At 49.7% G+C, this 23,419-nt stretch carries 16 protein-coding genes and 1 pseudogene; 12 read left to right on the forward strand and 5 right to left on the reverse strand.

Going from position 1 to position 23,419, the window contains the following annotated elements; genetic code table 11:
• Positions 1-24: 24 nt before the first annotated feature.
• The 9 genes from xerD to Q0882_RS08495 all read left to right on the forward strand — a co-directional run bounded on the left by xerD (position 25) and on the right by Q0882_RS08495 (position 9,533).
• The gene (gene xerD / locus Q0882_RS08455; RefSeq protein WP_299180487.1) at positions 25-921 is read left to right on the forward strand and encodes a site-specific tyrosine recombinase XerD; all 897 of its coding nucleotides are present in this window, start codon (positions 25-27) and stop codon (positions 919-921) included.
• 82 nt (positions 922-1,003) lie between these two features.
• Positions 1,004-1,744 carry a DsbC family protein gene (locus Q0882_RS08460; RefSeq protein ID WP_299180129.1) on the forward strand — a complete coding sequence of 247 codons (741 nt, stop codon included), beginning with the start codon at positions 1,004-1,006 and terminating at the stop codon, positions 1,742-1,744.
• Between the two features lie 191 nt (positions 1,745-1,935).
• Positions 1,936-3,237: a homoserine dehydrogenase gene (locus tag Q0882_RS08465; RefSeq protein ID WP_299180489.1), complete on the forward strand. Its 1,302-nt coding sequence runs from the start codon at positions 1,936-1,938 to the stop codon at positions 3,235-3,237.
• A gap of 12 nt (positions 3,238-3,249) precedes the next feature.
• Positions 3,250-4,644 (forward strand): threonine synthase, encoded by a 1,395-nt coding sequence (gene thrC / locus Q0882_RS08470; RefSeq protein WP_299180131.1) that lies wholly within the window; start codon positions 3,250-3,252, stop codon positions 4,642-4,644.
• A 99-nt stretch (positions 4,645-4,743) separates the two neighbouring features.
• Positions 4,744-5,559 carry a YdcF family protein gene (locus tag Q0882_RS08475; RefSeq protein WP_299180133.1) on the forward strand — a complete coding sequence of 272 codons (816 nt, stop codon included), beginning with the start codon at positions 4,744-4,746 and terminating at the stop codon, positions 5,557-5,559.
• The gene (gene recJ, locus Q0882_RS08480; RefSeq protein WP_299180136.1) at positions 5,556-7,289 is read left to right on the forward strand and encodes a single-stranded-DNA-specific exonuclease RecJ; all 1,734 of its coding nucleotides are present in this window, start codon (positions 5,556-5,558) and stop codon (positions 7,287-7,289) included. Before Q0882_RS08475 ends, recJ begins: the two co-directional genes overlap by 4 nt.
• A 29-nt stretch (positions 7,290-7,318) precedes the next feature.
• Positions 7,319-7,504: a hypothetical protein gene (locus tag Q0882_RS08485; RefSeq protein WP_299180139.1), complete on the forward strand. Its 186-nt coding sequence runs from the start codon at positions 7,319-7,321 to the stop codon at positions 7,502-7,504.
• Between the two features lie 123 nt (positions 7,505-7,627).
• Positions 7,628-8,617 carry a peptidase U32 family protein gene (locus Q0882_RS08490; protein ID WP_299180142.1) on the forward strand — a complete coding sequence of 330 codons (990 nt, stop codon included), beginning with the start codon at positions 7,628-7,630 and terminating at the stop codon, positions 8,615-8,617.
• 10 nt (positions 8,618-8,627) lie between these two features.
• The gene (locus Q0882_RS08495) at positions 8,628-9,533 is read left to right on the forward strand and encodes a U32 family peptidase (RefSeq protein ID WP_299180146.1); all 906 of its coding nucleotides are present in this window, start codon (positions 8,628-8,630) and stop codon (positions 9,531-9,533) included.
• A gap of 11 nt (positions 9,534-9,544) precedes the next feature.
• Here the strand turns inward: Q0882_RS08495 and Q0882_RS08500 are convergent, their stop codons facing one another.
• The gene (locus Q0882_RS08500; RefSeq protein WP_299180149.1) at positions 9,545-10,030 is read right to left on the reverse strand and encodes an SCP2 sterol-binding domain-containing protein; all 486 of its coding nucleotides are present in this window, start codon (positions 10,028-10,030) and stop codon (positions 9,545-9,547) included.
• Between the two features lie 153 nt (positions 10,031-10,183).
• On the opposite strand from Q0882_RS08500, the pseudogene Q0882_RS08505 reads away from it, so the two are divergent.
• Both Q0882_RS08505 and Q0882_RS08510 read left to right on the forward strand, forming a co-directional pair.
• Positions 10,184-12,076: pseudogene (locus Q0882_RS08505) on the forward strand (ribonucleoside triphosphate reductase); the annotation flags it as partial.
• A complete protein-coding gene (locus Q0882_RS08510; protein WP_299180152.1) occupies positions 12,069-12,806 on the forward strand; it encodes an anaerobic ribonucleoside-triphosphate reductase activating protein in 738 nt (245 codons plus the stop codon). The pseudogene Q0882_RS08505 and the gene Q0882_RS08510, both read left to right, overlap by 8 nt.
• Here Q0882_RS08510 and Q0882_RS08515 read toward each other — a convergent pair whose 3' ends face one another.
• Positions 12,807-14,534, reverse strand: coding sequence for a bifunctional protein-serine/threonine kinase/phosphatase (locus Q0882_RS08515; RefSeq protein WP_299180155.1), 1,728 nt, complete (start codon positions 14,532-14,534; stop codon positions 12,807-12,809). It abuts the gene before it with no gap.
• Positions 14,535-14,607: 73 nt separating this feature from the next.
• On the reverse strand, positions 14,608-16,080 hold the full coding sequence (locus tag Q0882_RS08520) for a NarK family nitrate/nitrite MFS transporter (protein WP_299180158.1): 1,473 nt from the start codon (positions 16,078-16,080) through the stop codon (positions 14,608-14,610).
• A 902-nt stretch (positions 16,081-16,982) separates the two neighbouring features.
• On the opposite strand from Q0882_RS08520, the gene Q0882_RS08525 reads away from it, so the two are divergent.
• Positions 16,983-20,729: an EAL domain-containing protein gene (locus Q0882_RS08525; RefSeq protein WP_299180161.1), complete on the forward strand. Its 3,747-nt coding sequence runs from the start codon at positions 16,983-16,985 to the stop codon at positions 20,727-20,729.
• Positions 20,730-20,741: 12 nt separating this feature from the next.
• Here the strand turns inward: Q0882_RS08525 and narL are convergent, their stop codons facing one another.
• On the reverse strand, positions 20,742-21,407 hold the full coding sequence (gene narL / locus Q0882_RS08530; RefSeq protein WP_299180164.1) for a two-component system response regulator NarL: 666 nt from the start codon (positions 21,405-21,407) through the stop codon (positions 20,742-20,744).
• An 18-nt stretch (positions 21,408-21,425) separates the two neighbouring features.
• Positions 21,426-23,246: a type IV pili methyl-accepting chemotaxis transducer N-terminal domain-containing protein gene (locus Q0882_RS08535; RefSeq protein ID WP_299180167.1), complete on the reverse strand. Its 1,821-nt coding sequence runs from the start codon at positions 23,244-23,246 to the stop codon at positions 21,426-21,428.
• Positions 23,247-23,419 lie beyond the last annotated feature (173 nt).

Below are 23,419 nucleotides of genomic sequence, written 5' to 3' on the forward strand. Positions count from 1 at the left end.
GCCCGAGATCGTACACGAAAGCCTCTGGATAGCCGCGATCTGCAACTCATTGACACCTACCTTGATGCGGTTTGGATGGAGAAAGGGTTAAGCGACAATACCCTTTCCTCCTATCGGCGCGACTTGACGCAGTTCGCTGGGTGGTTGTGTCAACGTGGAGCTGATCTCAAGGGACTCGAACGAGGATTATTGCAGCAGTATCTTGCCTGGCGAGTGAAAGAGAGGCTGCGCGCCAGCTCAACTTCACGCCTGCTCTCCTGCTTACGAGGTTTCTACCGGTACCTGCTGCGTGAAGAGGTTATCAGTGATGACCCGACTCTTCTGATTGACAGTCCTAAAAAAGGAAGGAGCCTTCCTAAAACGTTGACAGAAGCAGATGTGGAACAATTGCTGGAAGCGCCGGAATTGAGCGATCCGGTCCAGTTCAGGGATCGAGCGATGCTTGAGGTGCTGTACGCAACAGGTCTTCGCGTTACTGAGCTGGTTAGTTTGCAACTGTTTGAGATGAATCTCAATCAGGGTGTCATAAGAGTGATGGGTAAAGGCGGTAAGGAGAGGCTTGTTCCTTTGGGTGAGGAAGCCATCAGTTGGTTGCAGCGTTATCTGGTTGAAGCCCGCTCTGAGCTGTTGTGTGGTTATGTGTCTGATGTGCTTTTTCCCAGTCGAAGGGGACAGCAGATGACGCGGCAGACCTTCTGGCATCGTATAAAAAGGCATGCGCTGGTTGCGGGCATTGATAAACCATTGTCGCCTCATGTGTTGCGCCATGCTTTTGCCACCCATCTGTTAAACCATGGTGCTGATCTTAGGGTCGTGCAGATGCTTTTGGGGCACAGCGATCTTTCTACAACACAAATCTATACGCATGTGGCAAAACAGCGTTTACAAAGCTTGCATCAGGAGCACCATCCGCGAGGATGATCAGATTATCAGGGAACTTTGATCAACACTGCTTGTCATCTTGTATACTGGAGCCATGCCGGGCTGAACTATTCTGAGGATTATGATGAAAAAAATTATGGGTGCTGCTTTGATGATCGCAGCGGGTTTTACGACAGTTGTTCAGGCGGATAATGGCGCTGACATGATCGAGAAAAACCTGAAGAAGATAGATGCGCGTATTCAGGTTAAATCGATCGGAGATGCTCCTATCTCAGGTATGCATGAGGTTGAATTGCAGAGTGGAGAGGTGGTGTATTCAGATAGTAAAGGTGAGTACTTCCTAATCGGTAAGTTATACCAATTCACCGACAAGGATGGTTTCGTCAATCTGACAGAGAAGAAACAGAGTGCGCAAAGGAAAGAGCAGATTGCGGCAATCCCTGAAGAGCAGATGGTGATATATCCCGCTGAGGGCGAGTTGAAAGCGACGGTTAATATCTTTACTGATATCGACTGTCCCTATTGCCGGAAGCTACACGATGAAGTGCCAGCATTAACAAAAATGGGCGTTCAGGTTAACTACCTGGCGTTCCCGCGTAATGGTGCTGGTACCGCAACATACAAAAACATGGTCTCGATCTGGTGTGCTGAGGGTGATGATAAACGCCGTGAGGCGATGGATGTTGCTAAAAGTGGTGGTAACCCAGAAGCTAAAAGCTGTGAAAATCCTGTGATGGATCAGCTGGCACTTGGGCAGGTGATGGGGGTTACGGGGACGCCTGCTATGGTGCTGGAAGATGGTCGCCTGTTGCCAGGCTATGTACCAGCAGCGCAACTTGGGAAAATGCTGGGTATTAAGTAGGTGGATTGAAAGCGTTTATTAAAGGAGCCTGATGGCTCCTTTTTTATTTGTGTAATCTGAACTGCTCAGAGATAGAGCTATGGGAAGGATTTGGCTATAATAGCCGCCTTATTTTTTGTAGATCGCAGCATTTACCCCAAAAAGGGCGCGTTGTGATGTTTCCTACGTTCAACAGCATGAGAGGTGCAGGTTTGAAACCGGTCAAAGTTGGTATCTGCGGACTAGGTACAGTCGGTGGTGGCACATTTAATGTGCTGAAGCGCAATGCCGAAGAGATCGCTCGTCGAGCGGGTCGTAAGATTATTGTGGAAGAGGTTGGTGCGCGTCGTACAAATCCTGATTGTGATACCAAAGGAACCCAGATTACCGAAGATATTTTCGAGGTTGCCAAAAACCCGGAAGTAGATGTTGTTGTTGAACTGATCGGTGGTTATGACATTGCTAAAGAGCTTGTGTTGACGGCAATTGAGCATGGTAAACATGTTGTGACCGCTAACAAAGCTTTGATCGCTGTTCACGGAAATGAGATCTTTGAAGCGGCGCAGAAGAAGAATGTAATGGTTGCATTTGAGGCATCTGTTGCGGGTGGTATCCCAATCATCAAGGCGATCCGGGAAGGTCTGTCTGCCAATAAGATTAACTGGCTTGCGGGGATCATCAACGGTACCGGTAACTTCATCATGACAGAGATGCGTGATAAGGGCCGTGACTTTGACGATGTGCTGCAAGAAGCACAGGAATTAGGTTATGCCGAAGCGGACCCGACATTTGATGTTGAGGGGATCGATGCTGCACATAAACTGACTATCCTTGCATCGCTGGCATTTGGTGTACCGCTGCAGTTTGAAAAGGCATTTACTGAAGGGATCAGCAAGATCACTCGTGAAGATGTTCAGTATGCAGAAGAGTTGGGTTACCGGATTAAGCATCTGGGTATCAGCCGTCGCACTGAGAAGGGTGTTGAGTTGCGCGTTCATCCGACACTGATTCCGGAAAGTGCTCTAATTGCTAACGTCAACGGCGTCATGAATGCCGTTTTAGTTGATGGCGATGCGGTTGGACAGACTATGTATTACGGTCCGGGTGCGGGTGCAGAGCCAACGGCATCTTCTGTTGTGGCAGACATTATTGATGTCGTGCGTACGCTGACAGCGGATCGTGATAACCGTGTTCCTCATCTGGCATTCCAGCCTTCTGAGCTATCAGATGCGCCGATCCTTCCGGTCGAAGAGACAGAGTCTGCATACTACCTGCGGATGAATGCTCAGGAAAAACCGGGTGTACTGGCTAAAATTACCAGCATTCTGGGCGAGCAGGGAATCAACATCGAAGCGATCATCCAGAAAGAAACCTCTGAAGAGCAGGTGCCTGTCATCATTCTGACGCAGAGTGTTCTGGAGCAGAAAGTTAACGATGCGATTGAGCAGATCGAAGCGCTGGATGAAATTAACGGCAATGTAACACGTATCCGTGTTGAGCAGTTTGGTAGCTAAGGAGTTAATACCGTGAAATATATCTCGACCCGCGGACAAGCTCCTGCGATGAATTTTGAAGAGGTCCTCTTGGCTGGGCTGGCAAGTGATGGTGGCTTATATGTTCCTGAAACACTGCCAACTTTCAGCAAAGAGGAGATCGCTTCCTGGGCTGGCCTGCCTTATAACGAGCTAGCTTATAACATCATTAAACCATTTGTTGATGATTGCATCGAAGATGCTGATCTGAAGCAGATGATTGATGAAACCTATGCTGGTTTCAATCACATCGCGGTTGCCCCGTTGAAAGAACTGGGCACTAATGAGTGGGTTCTTGAGCTATTCCACGGTCCTACACTGGCGTTTAAAGACTTCGCTCTGCAGTTGCTGGGCCGTCTGATGGATTATGCCTTGGAGAAGCGTGGTGAACATCTGGTGATCATGGGAGCAACCTCTGGTGACACCGGTTCTGCTGCGATTGAAGGTTGCTGCCACAGCAAGCATCTGGATATCTTCATTCTGCATCCACATAACCGAGTTTCTGAAGTGCAGCGTCGTCAGATGACAACCATCATCAAAGACAACGTGTTTAATATCGCGCTTGAGGGTAACTTTGATGATTGCCAGCAGATGGTTAAAGACAGCTTTGCCAATCAGGATTTCCTGAAGGGCATGAAACTGGGTGCAGTAAACTCCATCAACTGGGCACGTATCATGTCCCAGATTGTTTACTACTTCTCAGCGTCTCTGGCGGTAGGTGGTCCCCACCGTGAAGTAAGCTTCTCTGTTCCTACAGGGAACTTTGGGGATATCTTTGCCGGATACCTGGCCAAGCAGATGGGTTTGCCTGTTAAACAGTTGGTTGTCGCTACTAACCGGAACGATATCCTGCACCGTGTTATTTCTGGCAATGATATGTCTAAAGGCGAGCTGGTTCACACACTCTCACCTTCAATGGATATCATGGTCTCTTCTAACTTTGAGCGTATGCTGTTTGATGTCTATGGCCGAAACGGTGAAGAGATCAGCGATCTGATGGCACGTTTCTCGAAGGAATCCGTTGAGCTTGATTCAGCTCGCTGGGAGAAGGTGCGTGAGCTGTTTGATAGCTATGCAGTCGATGATGAAACGACCTGTGAAGTGATTAAGCAGGTGTACGCTGAAACAGAATACCTGCTCGATCCTCATACTGCGATCGGAGTTAAGGCTGCACGTGAGTGTAATCGCGATCGTTCCGTACCGATGATAACCCTATCTACGGCACATCCGGTTAAATTCCCAGAGCCTGTAGTCAAAGCGGGTCTGAAATCACCGCAGCTGCCTGCGCATATGACAGATCTGTTTGAGCGCGATGAAAAGTTGGAAGTGTTGGACAATGATCTGTCCACTGTACAGCAGTACATCGCGAGCCATGTGCACACTGAGTAATTAGCGCGTAGGTATGATAATCTGAAAACCCGACCTTACTTAGTCGGGTTTTTTGTATCTTTAGGACCACTCTGTATCTACACAGGAACATCATAGAATATGACGGATCTGTTCTTTTACCTTTCAAAAATCTTCTGGGTGGTCGTGCAACCTGATCATTTCCTTCTGCTGATGCTCCTGTTGGGGTTGCTGCTATGGAATCGGCTGAGCGGTGTGCTGCTGGTTTGGGGGTCAGTGTTAAGCTTCTTCGTGATTAGTCTGTTCCCTGTCGCTAATTTCCTGCTGGAACCACTGGAGCAACGATTCCCACAACCTGACCTGTCGCAGCTATCAGAGCCCATTGCCGGCGTTATAGTACTTGGGGGAGGTGAGGATGCAGAACGCTCTGCGATTCATCAAAGGGCGGAGTTTAATCAGGGAGCGGAGCGCCTGATGGTTGTCCCTGAACTACTGACTAGATTCCCTGAAGTCAAAGTGCTGTTCACGGGCGGCTCGGGTTCGTTGATCCGGCCTGATTATCGGGGTGGTGATGTGGCGCTGCAATGGCTGTCGCAACAGGGCCTGGAAAAACGTGCTGTGATTGAGCGGGAGTCCCGTAATACCTTTCAGAATGCAATTTATTCCCGAGAGCTGATCAACGAGAGGGCTGACCTGCCTGAAGGGAGATGGATTTTGGTGACATCTGCATTCCATATGCCGCGTTCTGTGGGGGTCTTCCGCCAGGCAGGGATTGATGTGCTGCCATTCCCGGTTGATTTCCGCACGGGAGAGATGCGTTTTCATCCAGATCTGAACTGGAATATGGGGGATCTGAATACCGCAGTCAGAGAGTGGATCGGTATCGCCGTTTACTATCTCACCGATAAAACCTCTGAACTACTTCCTGCACCTGAGCCGGGTGTAAACCGCTTATGAAACAACTCGTGATAACGCAACGTCCGGTTGCTGATCCCCACCTTCCTGTTTTTCTACAAACCAACCCGGTGCTGGCGCGCATCTATGCGTCCCGTGGCATTCATGATCTGAGTGGTTTAGGGCGGAACTTAAGTGAACTGCTTCCCGACAGTGGAATGCTGGGTATCGAGGAGGCCGTTTCCCGCCTGCAGAGAGCGATTGAGCAGCAACAAAGGATTCTGATCGTAGGGGACTTCGATTGTGATGGTGCGACCAGTACTGCAGTTGCTGTTCTGGCACTTAGAATGATGGGTGCAGCAGCGGTTGAGTATCTGGTTCCCAACCGGTTTGAGTATGGATATGGGCTCAGTCCAGAGATTGTTGTTGAGGCGGTTAAGCGCTCGCCGGATCTGCTCATTACCGTTGATAACGGCATCTCGAGTATCGACGGTGTTGCTGCAGCTAATTTGGCTGGATTGGATGTCATTGTGACAGATCACCATCTGGCAGGGCATAGTTTGCCGGATGCTTGTGCGATCGTGAATCCCAATCAGCCTGCGTGTAGCTTTAGTGCGAAATCCACCTGTGGAGTGGGTGTGATCTTCTATGTGATGATTGCTCTAAGGCGTGCACTTCAACAAAGTGGCTGGTTTCAGCAACAGGGGTTAGCAACACCCAATTTGGGTGAACTTCTGGATCTGGTTGCATTGGGTACAGTCGCGGATGTGGTCCCTTTAGAGCAGAACAATCGTGTTCTGGTGTATCAGGGGCTGCAAAGGATCAAAGCCGGACGTTGCCGCCCTGGACTCACGGCTTTGATTGAACTGTCAGGTCGGCAGCAGTACAAGATCAACTCTTCAGACCTGGGTTATGCGCTGGCTCCACGACTGAATGCGGCGGGCCGACTGGAAGATATGTCGATCGGTATCGAATGTCTGTTGACTGATTCTGAGTCTAAAGCCCGGGAGTTGGCAGATACCCTTAATGAGCTGAATCAGGAGCGTAAAGGGATCGAACAGGAGATGCAGCAGCAGGCGCTTGACCTGTTGGCAGGGCTGCAGCTTGAGACAGACCAACTACCTTTTGGGCTCTCTCTGTATGAGCCGGAGTGGCATCAGGGTGTGATTGGTATACTCGCTTCCCGTATTAAAGAGCGTACCCACCGACCCGTGATTGCGTTCGCGCAGGGGGATGAGGGGGAGTTGAAAGGATCTGCGCGCTCTATCCCGGGCTTTCATGTCCGTGATGGATTGGATTCGATCGCCACTCAGTATCCCGATCTGCTACGAAAATTTGGTGGCCATGCGATGGCTGCGGGCCTGACAATTAAAGCCAGCGATCTGTCTGTGTTTAAACAGGCTTTTGATACGGAGGTTCGGCGTCAGCTGTCTGAGGCGGATCTACAGCAGCAAGTTCTGACCGATGGTGCCCTGAACGCGGAAGAGATGACGTTGGAGCTGGCTGAGATGCTTCGTCAGGCGGGGCCCTGGGGACATCAGTTCCCGGAACCTCTGTTTGAAGGTGAGTTTGCTTTATTACAGCAACGTGTGGTCGGTCAGCGTCATCTTAAAATGGTATTGATGGAGCCCGTTTCGGCTCTGGCGATCGATGCGATCCAGTTTAATGCGGATATGGATCAGTGGCCTGATGAGTCGGTGACAACTGTCCGGGCTGTCTATCGGCTGGATATTAATGAGTTTCGTGGTCGGAAAACGGTTCAGTTGCTTGTGGATCATCTGCTGCCTGCGTAAACCAATGTGGTAACGAAAGGATATAACAAATGAATGAATTCTCTTTGGAAGAGCTAAACCTACTACTCGGTGTTTTTGAAAAAGCCGGGATTGCTGAAGAGTCGGGTGGTGAGGAGGGCGAGATGTTTAAACGCCTTAAGCAGGCTCAGGAAAATCGCCAGGAGATTGAAGATATGGCGTTTGATGATTGCCTGGGTGGGGCCTGCAAACTATAGGGGGGTGGTATCGCCCTTCCTTTACGACTAGCCTGAGAGCCAAATGGGCTTGATAGCTATCAAGTAATTCTCCTTCGGCCACTGATACGCTGCCACTCCACACATAAGTCTGGGGAGGTAGCTATGGAGTTGGTCTGTCCTGCAGGAAGCTTTCCTGCACTCAAAGCAGCGGTTGATAATGGCGCAGATGCAGTTTATCTGGGCTTTCGTGATGTCACCAATGCCCGTCATTTCCCCGGGCTGAATTTTGATCGTCGAAAAGCAGAGAAAGGTATTCGCTACGCCCATGAACGGGGTATTAAAGTACTCTGCGCCATCAATACTTATCCACAACCTCAAGGCTGGAAGCATTGGACGCAAGCAGTAGATATGGCTGCTGGCCTTGGCGTTGATGCCCTTATCGCTGCGGATATGGGGGTGTTGGGCTATGCGGCTGACAGCCATCCGAATCTGAATCTGCACCTGTCGGTTCAGGGGTCAGCTACCAACTATGAGGCCCTGAACTATTACCAGGCTCAATTTGGTATTAAGCGCGCTGTTCTTCCCCGGGTGCTATCGCTGGCTCAGGTACAGCACCTGGCTCTGCATAGTCGTGTTGAACTGGAAGTTTTTGCCTTTGGTAGTCTTTGTATCATGTTGGAGGGGCGTTGTTATCTCTCCTCTTTTATCACCGATGAGTCCCCCAATACCTGCGGTGCATGCTCACCTGCCAAGGCGGTACGCTGGGAGGAGAGGGAAAAAACGCTTGAATCTCGTCTGAACGAGGTCCTGATTGACCGTTATACGGAGGAGGAGAAAGCGGGTTATCCCACACTCTGTAAGGGACGGTTTGAGGTGGAGGGAGCTGTCTATCACGCCATGGAGGAGCCCACGAGTCTAAATACGATCGACCTTATCCCGGAACTGCTGGAAGCAGGGATCAAAGCGGTAAAAATCGAGGGAAGGCAGCGAAGTCCAGCCTATGTAGCGACAGTCACTAAAATCTGGCGCGATGCATTAGATCAGGGAGATAAGCCTGATCCGCTCAGTAGCGGGCGTTGGAACCAATCATTGTCCGAGGTATCTGAAGGTTCAGTTACTACCCTCGGTGCTTATCACCGCCGCTGGCAGTAGGAGAGAGAGTATGACGCAACAGATGAATCTGACACTGGGGCCACTGCTCTATTTCTGGCCAAAACAGGATGTGTATAACTTTTACGCTGCGATGGCGGAGACTGATCTGGATCTGATCTATCTGGGGGAAACGGTCTGTTCTAAACGACGGCAGCTTAAACTAGATGACTGGATAGGGTTAGCTCGTGACCTTCGATCCTGTGGTAAAGAGGTGGTGCTATCCACAATGGCACTGCTGGAAGCGGAATCGGAACTTAAAACCCTGCGACGGATCTGCCGTAATGCGGAGTTCCAGGTAGAAGCGAATGATATGGCTGCGGTACAGCTACTGAGTGAAGAGGGCGTGTCATTTTCGACCGGGCCTTCGATCAACATCTATAACCTGCGTGTTCTTCAGCAACTCTATCGAAGTGGAATGCGTCGATGGGTGATGCCTGTTGAGCTTGGGTATCAAACACTCACCGAGCTGCATCAACAGATCCTAGAGTGTGATTCAATACCAGACCTTGAAACTGAAGTCTTTGCCTATGGGGCGTTACCACTGGCTTATGCTGCACGTTGTTTTACTGCGCGCTATCGAAATCTACCGAAGGATAATTGTGAGTTTTGTTGCCTCTCTTATCCCGAAGGCCTACCGGTGAGATCACAAGAGGGTACGCCCCTGTTTACGATCAACGGAATCCAGACCCTATCCGCTGAACACTATAATTTGGAATATGAACTGGAAACAATGAGGCGGATTGGTGTGAGCCATGTGCGCCTTAGTCCACAACAGCAGGGGCTGGAAACCGTAGTGCAGCGTTTTAGTGAGCGTTTGCAAGGCCGGTCGCCCTCACATATCGCGATATTAGAGGGACAGTGTAACGGTTACTGGTTTGGACGGCCCGGTATGGAGCATGTTGAGAGATCTGAGTAGATACCAGAGCGTCACTGCTCAGGTGTACGCTTTCCGAGTAGATTGAGTAACATCTTCACACTCTGTGGTAGTTCTTCCCAGTCGATACTGTCGAGAATATTTTTGATGGTAACACCCAGCTCAGTATCCCCTTCAATCAGTAGCTTACGTTGAAAAAAAAGTGAGTCAGGATCTTCCTTCTGCTGCATTAAACTGTGAAAGCTGAGGAGTTCACCTCGGATCCATGTCTCTGCCTCATAGGTTTCCTCAGCGCAAAGTTTATCTTCGGCATTGAGGCTGATGACTAGCCTGACCTGAATATCGACCAGATCGATCCCGATACGCCGCCCTTTCAAACAGTCAAAGTCACCGTCATTCAGAGGCTGGGAAAACACGAAATTTAATAACTTTGTGATCAGTGTACGCTGTAATCCATGGGGGGTGAGTTGGTGAGTGGTACGCATCGCTGGACGCAGAATTGGTAAAATTGAATCTGCTTTAATACCCGAAAAAATCATAGTTAGCTCCTCATTTCGCTATCGAATAGTAAACAAAAACTTTTTTCCTACCCTTGATATCTGTCAAGGTCACAAAAATGATAGAAAACCCATAATGCACAATATGTAGTGTTTTATTTTAAAAAATTAACCATATATAGTGTTGGTGTCAGTATGGATAACTACCGTTCAGTAGCAGTGAAAAGTACGATTGATGAGTACCTGCAGCGGCAAGACTGGCGCGTTAATGCCAATGCCAATCAGGGCTACTCCCTGGGAGGATTGATCCTTAACGTATCAGGTAAGGTGATTGCGAACTATTGGTTGAATGAGGTGTACCCCGCTGAGATCGGCAGTGCTCATCGTCAGGGGGATCTGCATATTCATGATCTGGATATGCTGTCAGGGTACTGTGCGGGTTGGTCCCTGCGTACACTGCTTCATGAGGGGCTCAATGGAATACCGGGTCGTCTGGAGAGTGGTCCCCCTAAACATCTAAGCAGTGCGGTAGGCCAGATCGTGAACTTTCTGGGGACGTTGCAGAATGAATGGGCTGGGGCGCAGGCGTTTAGCTCCTTTGATACTTATCTGGCCCCTTTTGTGCGTAAAGACAACTTGTCCTATGAGGCGGTGCTGCAGTGTATTCAGGAGCTGATCTACAATCTCAATGTTCCCTCGCGGTGGGGTACGCAAACCCCCTTCACGAATCTGACATTCGATTGGCACTGTCCTGATGATCTGAAAGAGCAGATTCCGGTGATTGCGGGGCAGGAGATGCCATTCAGTTATGGGGATCTTCAGGCAGAGATGGATCTGATTAACCGGGCCTATCTTGAGGTGATGTCACAGGGGGATATCAATGGCCGCGTGTTTACCTTTCCAATCCCCACCTACAACATTACCCCTGATTTTGACTGGGACAATGATAATGCAGAGCGTCTGTTTTCGCTGACTGCAAAATACGGGTTGCCCTATTTTCAGAACTTCATTCGTTCGGATCTTGAACCCAACATGGTCAGGTCAATGTGCTGTCGACTGCAGCTGGACTTGCGCGAACTACTCAAGCGCGGGAATGGACTGTTCGGCTCGGCAGAGCAGACCGGATCGATCGGCGTTGTAACCATTAATTGTGCGCGATTGGGGTTTCAGCACCAGGGGGACTGGAAGGGGTTATATGAGCATCTGGATCAGCTACTCATTATGGCCAGAGACGCTCTGGAGTTGAAGCGTGAACGTATTCAGCTGTTAATGGATGAGGGTCTGTTCCCCTATAGCAAACGCTATCTGGGTACCCTGAGAAATCATTTCTCGACCATCGGCGTTAATGGTATGAACGAGATGCTGCGTAACTTCAGTGATGATTATTTTGATATCAGCACGGCACTGGGTCAGTCTGAAGCGGTCAGGATGCTGGACCATATCAATCAAAGGCTCTCAGAGTTCCAGATAGAGACAGGTCACCTGTATAACCTGGAAGCGACCCCTGCTGAGGGCACAACCTACCGTTTTGCCAAGGAGGACCGAAAACGTTTCCCTGAGATCATACAAGCAGGTACTCAGGAGCAGCCCTACTATACCAATTCAAGTCAGATACCCGTTGGGTTCACGGATGATCCATTTAAGGCGCTGGAGATGCAGGATGAACTTCAGACTCGTTATACCGGTGGAACGGTGTTGCACCTGTATATGCGTGAACGGATTTCGAGTGTACGAGCGTGCAAGCAGATGGTTAAAACAGCCCTGACCCGATTTGCACTGCCCTATCTGACCATCACGCCCACATTCTCGATCTGTCCCGTTCATGGCTACCTTTCGGGTGAGCATGAGTTTTGCCCCCGTTGCGACGAGCAACTGTTACTCGATCAAAACAGTGAATCACACACCCATCATTAAGCAGAGGTTATTACGATGAAAGATATCTCAACTGAGCAGTTAGATGCATTAAAACCTGAGCAGCGTCAGCGTTGTGAAGTCTGGACCCGTGTGATGGGCTACCACCGCCCGGTTGCACAGTTCAATGTCGGGAAAAAAGCGGAACATCGGGAGCGCCGTCATTTCTGTGAAACGGTGTAATCTACCGAGTCAGGATCTGGATTGCTCAATCGGAGGGTTAACTCCGTTGACCACCATTGATTTTCCAGATCACCTGGCCTGTGTTATCTACACGCAGGGATGTCCGTTGCGCTGTGGTTACTGTCAGAATACAGAGCTGATTCCTCTCGTGCCGGGGTTGTCCGTTGATGCTCGCTGGACCTGGACAGATGTGGTCGAATTTCTACGTGCGCGGCAGGGGTTATTGGAGGCGGTCGTGATCAGTGGTGGTGAACCATTGATTCAACCCTACTTGCCCCGCATGGTAAAACAGGTCAAGGCGATGGGCTTCAAAGTGGGTCTGCATACTGCAGGTATCAGTGCCGCAGCCTTATCCAGGGTGATCGATGATCTTGATTGGGTCGGGTTGGATATCAAGGCTCCTGAAGAGGATTATGCCCGTGTCACTGGCAGGCGGAACCTGTGGCCGCAGGTGGAGCAGTGCCTGCAACTGTTGCTGCAGGGTGGAGGGGCGTTCGAATGCAGAACAACGGTGGATTGGCACTATCATACGGTGCCGAAGCTCAGATCCCTGGCACAATATCTGAGTCAGCAGGGGGTAACACACTATGCGGTGCAACAGAATCATGGGACCGGTTGTCTGGATCCTAAACTGTGCCAGCCGCTGTTACAGCCGGTCGATATTATCGCTCAACTGCAGCATCAGCTCGATTCGATGTTTACATGTTTCACATGGCGCACTTAGTTACTTTAACCAGAATGCAATCAGCGTGAAGATGGCGATCATGAACCAGACCAGCGACATGAGCTGCCAGAAGATCAGGGCGTTTGGTGATTTCTGTGCAGCTTCGCGCGGGATCAGGAAGTCCGGGTTTGGTTGAGTCAGGTCCTGCATAAACTGGTCGATACTGTCGTAACGTTGTTGGGGGTCTATCATCATCGCCTTCTCAAGTGCCCGGTCGAACCAGATTGGAATAATCGGGTTGTGCCGGTCAGCCGGTATATATTTGAGTTTCTGAAGCTGGTGGGGTTTTTCACAATTTTCCAGACTATCGCCAAAAGGAAGAGCGCCGGTAAACATTTCGTATGTGATGGCGGCCAGTGAGAACATATCTCCTTTAATACCGGTGTTCTGGCCGAGTCGGAATACCGGGTCGGAATAGTTCATCGTCCCTAGAATCCGGTCACGCTCAAGCGGAACGAAGATCTCATTGATACCGGCAACAAAGACCGATCCGAAATCCACAATCACGGCACTGTTGTCAGGTCGAATCATCACATTGCTGGGCTTAAGATCCTGATGCAGGGTTTCACGTTGATGGAACGCTTTCAGGCCCGCCGCGATATCTTTCACGATCTTGATCGCTAACGCGGGCTTGGGGGTAGGGTTTGATTCGATCCATTCATCAAGTGGAACCCCATCGATCGACTCCATCAGATAATAGAGAAAGGTTTTAGCTCGATTTGGAATGTGAACTTCGACCACATGGGGGCTATCGATACGGCTACCGACCCACTCCTCCATGACAAAGCGTTCGATATAAGCGGTGTCATCATCATAGTTCTGCGAGGGGGTTTTCATCACCCAGCACTCATCGGTCTCCAGATCGCGCACTCTGTAGAGCTGGCTTCGATTACTGGCGTAGAGTTCCTGCTCAATCAGGTAGCTGTCGATCTTCATGCCGGTTTCCAGTTCCGGCGGGAAGGGGAGAGTGGTCAAGCGATCAGTCATATCGCTGATAGAATCATCGTCGATCTGATTAACCCGTAGCAGTTGGCAGCTCAGGTTGTCTGTACTGCCTGCATCATAAGCGGTTTGCACCAAACTCTGGCAACACTGATTCAGATCAGAATCGCCCAGTGCAAGGGCTTTCAGTTGTGAAGGCTCTAAAACATCATGGATACCATCGGTGCTCAGCAGAAACAGATCGCCCTCTTCGATATCGATCACCTTGTAGTCGATCTCCAGATGGGTATCCATCCCCATCGCGCGCGAGAGACAGCTGTTGCTCTCACTCAGACGGGTGATGTGATCCTCTGTCAGGAGTTCGAGGCTATCCCTTCTAATCAGGTAGATACGACTATCACCGATATGAAACAGATGGGCTTTCCGTGATTTGATCACCAGTGTGGAGAGGGTACATACGTGCCCCCGTGTGGTCGAAAGGTACTCATGACTGCGGGCGTAGAGCAGACGGTTGATTGAGGTCAGGACCTTTTGTGCGGATTTGCTGACGGTCCAGATATCAGGGGTATCAAAATAATCACTGAGAAACTCCTGCACACAGTACTGGGCAGCTTCAGCGCCCGCCTCTGCGGTGCTCACACCGTCTGCAATGATCGCAACCGCCCCTTTGGTCGTTAACAGGTTTCCTTCAGGCTGAAAAAAGCCCAGACAATCTTCATTGCGGGCTTTACGGCCTTCTACACTGTGTTGGCCTATGGCGATATCGATCTCATTGCTCAGGTACATAGTTGCTTCCTGTATCTGCACCAGCGGGATTGACTGAGGGTGGAAGACCCACCCTCAAGTTTAGTGCGATAACTTACTCCACATCGATCAGTTGTACTGTGCCATCTGGCAATATCTCTGCCATCTTACCACTGGGTTCATCCATAAATTGAACCATCAGGAAGACCACCGCAGCAGATGCTGCAATCACCAGGAAGAAGGTTGAGTAGTCAACGAAGCTTAGGACTGTCAGGTAGCAAACTGCACCCACGTTGCCATAAGCACCTGCCATCCCCGCGATCTGTCCGGTCATGCGACGCTGAATCAGAGGGACGACTGCGAAAACCGCACCTTCACCCGCCTGTACAAAGAATGAGCAGCACATAGTGGCAATCACTGCCAGAGGGATCCACCAGGATCCATCGATCTGGCTAAGAACGGTATAGCCGATCGCCAGGCCGAGAATCAGAACACTCAGTGTCTTTTTACGTCCAATTTTGTCACTCAGGTGGCCCCCTGTGGGGCGCGCTACCAGATTCATAAAGGCAAAGCCTGATGCCAACAGACCCGCCTTCACCGGATCTAGGCCATCAAAGGTTTCCAGGAAGAACAGTGGCAGCATGGATACAACCGCCAGCTCAGAACCGAAGGTTGCAAAGTAAGCCACATCCAGTACGGCTACCTGCTTGAATTTGTAGCGGTGCAGCTCTGGTACACCATGTTTAAGGTTCTCTTCATTCACATGGTAGATTGCTCGCAGCTGCACGAAAAACAGCAATACCAGCGTGACATAGATCGCGTTTGTAGAAAACTCATCCAGCAATCCGATATTGGGCGGCGACAGCTTCCAGGTCAGGACCGCTAAGGCAGCGTACATCGGTATATTCATAAGAATATAGAAAACGAAATCTTTCTTACTGGTGACCTCCAGTCCACCACTTTTCTTCGGCTTGAAGTAGGTTGAACCTTTAGGCGTGTTGCGTGCCATCTTGTAGTAAAGAAAGCCGTAGCAGATAGCTATCACACCGATCGATGCCAGTGCATATCTCCAGCCATTCTCACCACCGTACATTAAAGCGATTGTTGGCAGGGTCATTGCGCCAGCAGCAGAACCAAAATTACCCCAGCCGCCGTAGATCCCCTCCGCGACACCTACCTGTTTGGCAGGGAACCACTCGCTGACCATACGGATACCGATTACAAAGCCAGCACCGATAAAACCACTGAAGAAGCGCATAATAGCAAGCTGTTCATAGGTCTGCGCCGCGGCAAAACCCAGGCAGATCAAGCCACCAATGACCAATAGTATGCTGTAGATAATTCGGGGGCCGTACTTATCAACAAGGGTACCGATCACAATCCTGGAGGGGATCGTCAACGCAACGTTCAATATGAGGAGTGCTTTCACTTCAGCACTGGTCAGATCAAACACCTCTTTGATATACGCCAACATGGGGGCATGGCTGAACCAGACAACGAATGTCAGGAAGAACGCAAACCAAGTGATATGTAAGGTTTTGATCTTGGGATCACCAAAATCCAACAACCTTATTCTGCTGGTGGACATGAGACTGCTCCTAAAAATTTAACAGCGTTGTGGCAGATGTCCCGACAAAACAGGCACTGACGCACTGTGTCATTTATCTATGCCCCTGCGACTGGGCAGGAGGGTATAAGTTAAATTACTCAGATATTGCTGTGTTTAAACCGTTTTGGCGGTTCGGAAAGTTCTTATCTGACTGCCAAAATAGGCCTTTTCGGCCGGATGATTTTTGATGTAAATCAATAGTTACAGAGCGCCCTTCAAGGGGTGATAGGGGAGATACCACCTTTGTGGTATGTGTGGTTTTCTGTGTTAACTTGTTGAATTTAAATGATAAATGATTGTGCTCTTATCTGTTGTTGAGGGGCTGAGGTTAAGCTGATCTATTTGGGGGTAGGTTCCAGGTTATACAGGCGGGTGACTGATTTTCTACCCCGAGTAGTGCTCCTATACAACTTGCTGGGTAACCAAATTTATACCTACAGAGGTATTGGGAAACATCCCGACAGAGCTTAATCTGATTGACGTTGTTTGGGAGGACTCCTCTTGATTGTGCTACGGAAACCTAAGGCAATTGATCTCCTCTCTGCCTTAAGGGGAGTTCACCCGATAACCTTGACTCTCAGAGGTGCCTTCACCTCGTATCAACTTGCCAATAGCACCGGCGTGTATCCCATATACCGCCGGTTTTTTTGATTTAGACCTCTTGAAGCCTAATAAGTCGAAGCGAGAGGTTTCTATTAGGCGCTAATCTGCTTTAATAGCAGTTACTGTCACGTGGTGGATTGAATCACGTATTTCGTTTGTATCGCATTGTTGTACTGGATGTAACAGGGAAGGTCATACCGGTTCATGTTGTCTGCATCTATCCTCTCCTGAATTATTGATGATGTAAGATACTGAGCGATACGGTTAGAAGGTGTTATATGGGTCGTTCTTTCTTACCGTTAAATCTATTGCGCTGGTTTGTATTTGGGATACTGGCGTTGGGGATCATCTACATTGAGACGCTGATCAGCGAGCGTCACGAAGCTCAATCCCGTGCGGAACTTCAAAACCTCTTAATTGATGCTAGAAACCGAATCGAAAATAATCTCATCAGTGATATCCAGCTATCAAAAGGACTCATTGCTGCTGTAGCCACCAATCCCAAAATCTCCCAGGCTGAATTTACTCAGGCCGCTAAAACCCTGTTTCAACAGAACACGCAACTGATCAATGTAACAGCGGCGCCTGATCTGGTGATCCGTAATCTATATCCTCTGGAGGGTAATGAGTCTGCTCTGGGCTTAGATCTGAGGGGAATACCTTCACAGTTTAAGGCGGTTGAACAGGCCAGAAAGACGCGGAAAATGGTGTTAAATGGTCCTGTAGAGCTGGTACAGGGGGGCAGCGCGTTTATCGCCCGTATGCCCGTTTTTCTGGAGAGTGATGACCCGGAAGGGGGAGAGCAGTTCTGGGGTGTGGTAAGTGCTCTGATTGATGAGCAAAAGTTGTATAAAAATAGTCAGTTACTCACCCATGATCAACCGATTGAGATCGCTATTCGGGGGAGGGATGGGGCTGGTATTAAAGGCGGGGTGTTTTATGGGCGGGAGTCCCTCTTTGAGGAAAATCCTGTTACCACAACGATTCAGCTCCCATCCGGGAGTTGGTATCTGGCGGCAGTCGCAACTCAGCCGCTGCTCTCACAGAATCAAATTCATGGGTTTATCCGACTTGGGTATGGCCTGTTTTTGCTGATCGTCCTGGCAGGTTTTGCCCTGCTTAATCGTACCATTCGAACTCTGGACCAGACGCAAAGTAGCCTGTCAGATTCTTTACTTAAATTAAATGAGCGTGAACAGCTACTCCAGACAGTTCTGGATGAGATCCCTGATATTCTGGTACTTAAAGACCGGCACGGGAAGTTTTTGCTGGGTAATGCCGCGGTGGCGCGACTCTATAACACCACGCCAGAAGCGCTGGTGGGTAAAGATGATCTTGATTTTGGTGTGCCTGAAAACATAGCCGATGCTTTTCGTCAGAGTGTGCTGGATGTTATAGCGTGTGGAAAAACAGAGACGGTATATGAAGAGGGTGTGGATGCGAAGACAGGCAAGGTGCGTCACTTCAGATCGATCAAAAAGCCGTTTAAAGATGCTGAGGGTAATCATCAAATACTGATCATCGCACATGACATCACGGAGATTGTCGAAGTGCAGGAGCAGCTCTCTGAGAGTGAAGCGAGGCTGAGAACCATTTTAGATAATGTCGATGCTTGCATCTATCTCAAAGACCGGTCAGGGAAATATCTATTTGCCAACAAAGCTACCCGACAGTTGTGGGGGCTGGGGATGGAGGAGATTGTTGGCTTTGGCGATGATAAGTTTTTTGCCGCAGAGGATGTTCCCGCCATCATCCAAAATGATCGTATTGTGCTGGATGGGGGCGAACGCATCCATGTTGAGGAGAGTGCGGCGCTTCCTAACGGTGAGCGCTCGATTTATCAGGTCACAAAGCTCCCCATCAAAGGGGATGACGATACCATTTACGCCCTATGTGGCATCTCTGTCGATATTACTGAGCGTATTAAAACTGAACAGGCACTACGTGAGAGCGAACAGCGTTTCAAAATGGCTGGTCGTGCAGCCTACGACCTGATCTACGAGTGGGACGTTAAAACGGATTCATTACTCTGGTTTGGTGATGTGGATAAGATCCTGGGTTATGACGTGGGCGAGGTTTCTCACAACATACAGGCCTGGCTGGCATTGATTCATCCGGAAGATGTTGGCCAGCTCTCCAATGCGGTGGAGCGACACCGCTGCGAAACCGATCCCATTAAGTACGAGTATAGAATTAAGCATCGTGACGGTTACTATCTCTCTTGGAGTGACCATGCCCTGCCTCTGCTGGATGATACGGGCCAACCCTTTAAATGGATCGGCGTGTGTACCGATATTACCCTGCAGAAACAACAACAGAGGGAGCTGGAGTTCAGCGCCTATCATGACAAACTGACCTCTCTGCCTAACCGGGTGCTTTTGGCAGACCGGTTATCTCAGGCGATGTCTCAGGCTAAGCGTCGAGAACAAAAGGTTGCGGTGGTCTATATCGATCTGGATGGGTTCAAAGAGGTCAACGATCAATATGGCCACAACGTTGGGGACAAACTACTGATTGAGGTTAGTCAGCGCTTCAAATCCATGCTTCGGGAGGGGGATACCATTGCCCGGCTCGGCGGTGATGAGTTTGTTGTCGTAATGCTGGATATTGACGAGAGTATCAGCGCCATACCGTTACTACAGCGTATATTGATTGCGGTATCCCAGCCGGTCAAAGTGGGAGAATATGTGGTGCAGGTGTCTGCAAGTTTAGGTGTTTCAGTTTATCCACAAGTGGAAGAGATCGGTGAGGATCAGCTGTTACGCCAGGCGGATCAGGCGATGTATCAAGCCAAGCTACAGGGTAAAAACTGCTACGCCTTCTTCGATATGGATCAGGAAAGAACGATCCGGGATCAACGGGATGAACAGGCACGTGTGGTTCAGGCTCTGGATAAAGACGAGTTTGAGTTGTACTACCAGCCTAAAGTGAATATGCGAACCGGTTCTGTGGTCGGCATGGAGGCGTTGATTCGCTGGCAGCATCCCGAAAAAGGCTTGCTGGTGCCGGGACAGTTCCTACCTAAGTGGGAGGAGCATCCGATCTCGATTCATATAGGAGAGTGGGTGATACGGACAGCGCTTCAACAGATGCAGCTATGGCAAAAAGTGGGGTTAGATCTGCCGGTGAGTATTAATATCGGAGGGCTGCAACTGCAGCAGGATGATTTTGTCCCACGGCTTTCCGAAATGCTGAATCTGCACTCGGATGTGCCAGCAAGGAAACTGGAATTAGAAGTTTTGGAAAGTAGTGCTCTGCAAGATATTTCACGGGTTTCCAAAGTGATGAAGCAGTGCAGTGAGCTCGGTGTGAGTTTTTCACTGGATGATTTTGGTACAGGTTATTCCTCCCTGACCTATCTGAAAAACCTACCTGCATCGACCCTGAAAATAGATCAGAGCTTTGTCCGTGGCATGTTGGAAGCGCCCGAAGATCTGGCGATTCTGGAAGGGGTTATGGGATTGTCACATGCCTTTCGCCGGGATGTGATCGCTGAAGGGGTTGAGGAGCTTGAGCAGGGAATATTGTTGCTGCAGTTGGGGTGTGACTGTGCTCAGGGGTACCTGATCGCAAAACCGATGCCCGCAAAATCGGTACCCGGCTGGCTTGAACAGTGGGTACCTCCGGCCGCCTGGTTGGAGGAGGTCAAGGTCGGGCGCGAAGGCATCCCTCTCTTGTTTGCTGAGATAGAGCATCGGGTCTGGATTAAAAAGATCGATACCTACCTGGCAGGCGAAGCCAGTGACTGGCCCGAGATCGAGACTGACCAATGCCGGTTTGGTATCTGGTTAACACACGAAGGGATGAGCCAGTTTGCGCACCTGCCGACCTACACGCACTTGGATGAGCTACATAGCAAGGTTCATCTATACGGAGAAAAAGCCTGCCAGGCGTATCTGGAAGGGGATGAAGACGAAGCTACAGCCTGCCAAGCGTCGCTGCATCACTACAGTGAACTGTTACTTAGTAAGCTCAACTCACTGCGTGGCTATATTCCAGAGAGATCGTTAGAAGTCATCGATTGATAGAGGGAGGGGTTAATTGAGCCCCTCCTGAACCGCCCAGACCGCAACTTCCACACGGGAGCGAAGATGGAGTTTTTTCAGCAGGTGCTTCACATGCACTTTAACTGTACCCTCTGTGATGCTCAGTTTGCGTGCGATCAGCTTATTCGGCAATCCCGCCGCGATTAGTTTGATAATCTGTCTCTCACGAGGGGTCAGGCTACTGATATCAGGCCCTTTCTTGGTTCGTTTGCTCTGAAGAGCCTGAGCAAGAAGGGCGGTCAGCTTTTCACTGATGACCATTTTTCCCAGGGCTGCCTGATTCAGGTTGCTTAATAGCTCCTCGGGTTCCATATCTTTAAGCAGGTAGCCATCAGCGCCTGCCTTCAGTGCAGCGACCACGTCCTCCTCATTATCTGAAACGGTAAACACGATAACTCTGGACGCTACACCCTCCTCACGAAGCATTTTTAACGTTTCAATACCATTGATCTCAGGCATATTGAGATCGAGCAGAATCAGATCCGGTTCATGTTCCAGCGCTGCTGCAACCCCCTCATGCGCATTACTGGCTTCCGCGATCACCTGTAGCTCAGAATCGAGTTCGATCAACTGCTTGACCCCCTTACGTAGCAAAGGGTGGTCGTCGATCAGCAAGATTGACGCTGGGTTTGAATGTTCACTCTGTTGTTCCGACATAGCTGAGTTCCGATATTGTTATCTTTGTTTTGGGCGGAAGCGCATCATCACCAGTACACCCCCGCTATCACGATTACTGACACTCAGGTCGCCCTGAAGCGTACTGGCCCGGTCGCGCATGATCACTAAGCCATAGTGGTTTGTCAGATCTTTATCCGTCGGTAATCCCACCCCATTATCCTGAATACAGACTTCGATCCACTCGCCTGGGTGGGTGAGCTGGACTGAAACCTCGTCCGCCTTACTGTGTTTTACCACATTCGCCAGGGCTTCACGTACCAGTTGCAGAACATGGATCTCCTCATTCGGGCTTAATGACTGGTGGTGTAAGCCATATTTCAGTTCGATCCCGATCTCAAGACGTTCAGAAAACTCTTTAATTGTAGCTTCCAGAGCGGGTTTCAGCCCCGGTTGATCCAGTGTCAGACGGAAGGTGGTTAATAGCTCCCTCAATTGACGGTAGGCGTTATTAAGCCCCTCTTTCAGCTCATTAGTGACATCATCGATCTGCGATTCTTCCGCGTGCTTGTTACGCAGGATCTGTAGGCGGCTGACCTGCATCTTCAGATAGGAGAGTGATTGCGCAAGTGAGTCATGAAGCTCCCGGGCGATCACGGCGCGCTCCTCCATGAGGGACATCTGCTGCTCTTTTTCCGCTTTCAGCTCAAGTGAGAGTACCGTGCCCAGATTTTCAACCAGAGTGGTTAAGAGTCGAACCTGCTCATTATCAGGAGGATTGCTGGAGGCATAATCGACGACAAACTCGCCGAAATAGGCTTCACGAGTTTGAATAGGAAAACTGAGGTTATCTTTCGACTGGGTGTCGAGCTTATTCACCAAACAGTCATTACAGGTATTGTTAGCACAATCAGCAGGACGCTCAAGCAGCTGTGTTGTTAGGGTGCGATAACTGTTGCGCTGGTTGGGTTCGCAGAGGGTGACACTGACAGGTCCGACCGGGATCACCTCCTCCAGCTTTTTCATCACGGGCATGAGACGGCGGCAGATATCTTCATCTTTATTAAAGCGGCGGTTAGCTTCATAGAGAAGCTGTAGGGATTCATTACTCCGGCGCAGCTGAGCAGTTTTATTCTGTACCCGTTGCTCCAGATCTGCATAGGTCTTGGAGAGTTCCTCGGCCATATGGTTAAAGGTTTTACCGAGTAACCCCAATTCATCATCGCTTTCGAAATAGACTCGGGCGTTCAGTTTGCCCTGTCCCGCTTGTTTAGCCGCGCTGAGAAGTTGTGCCAGTGGCTCTATCACGTTGCTCTTAATGTCATACATGGCGATAAATATAATCAAAATCGTCATGAACAGGCTGATCCCCTGGACCAGACTGAGTAGTTTGATTTTTGATTCTGTGCTCTCTTCAAGTAGCTGCACAAGATGATCGATCTTGGGGACAAACTCTTCGATCTGATGCAGATATTTGGCGCTTTCTTCCGGTTTCTGCTGCAGGGCCAACAGCAGGGCCGGTGCCAGTTCCTTCTCCCATTCTGTGATCAGGCTCTCATAAAACTTTCGCTGTTTGTGCTCACTGTCAGTTGGGATGACATTGGCGAGTTTGGGGCTTTTAATCCGTTCCTCAAACTCCTGAAGTGAGGATTTAACCTGGCTGAGAGTCTCCTCTGATGCGTAGATCTCATGCTGCTGCGTTTCAGCGACAATGCGGTAGGACATCATGCGAAGCGAACCCGCCAGATTGATTCCAGCGGCATCACCCTGAGTGCTTTCGGCCACAATAACTGAACTGATCATACTGATCAGCGCCATCAGACTGATGGCGAACATGGCGGCCCCTAGACGGGTAATGATCGATTGATTCAGGAAGTTCATAGGGAGGCTCCCGGTTTTTTAACAGCGGTACTCATAAAGAACCAGCTGTACGAAAGCGTTTTTTTAAGCCTTCAATTTATCAGTACAAATTACCAGTTAAAACAGCGGGTTACAAAGTTTATAAGAGGTACCACTAAAGAGGTATTTTTGGAAAACTGCCTGAATTTCAGCAG

The sequence above is a fragment of the uncultured Neptuniibacter sp. genome, assembly GCF_947498015.1.
GTDB lineage: Bacteria > Pseudomonadota > Gammaproteobacteria > Pseudomonadales > Balneatricaceae > Neptuniibacter.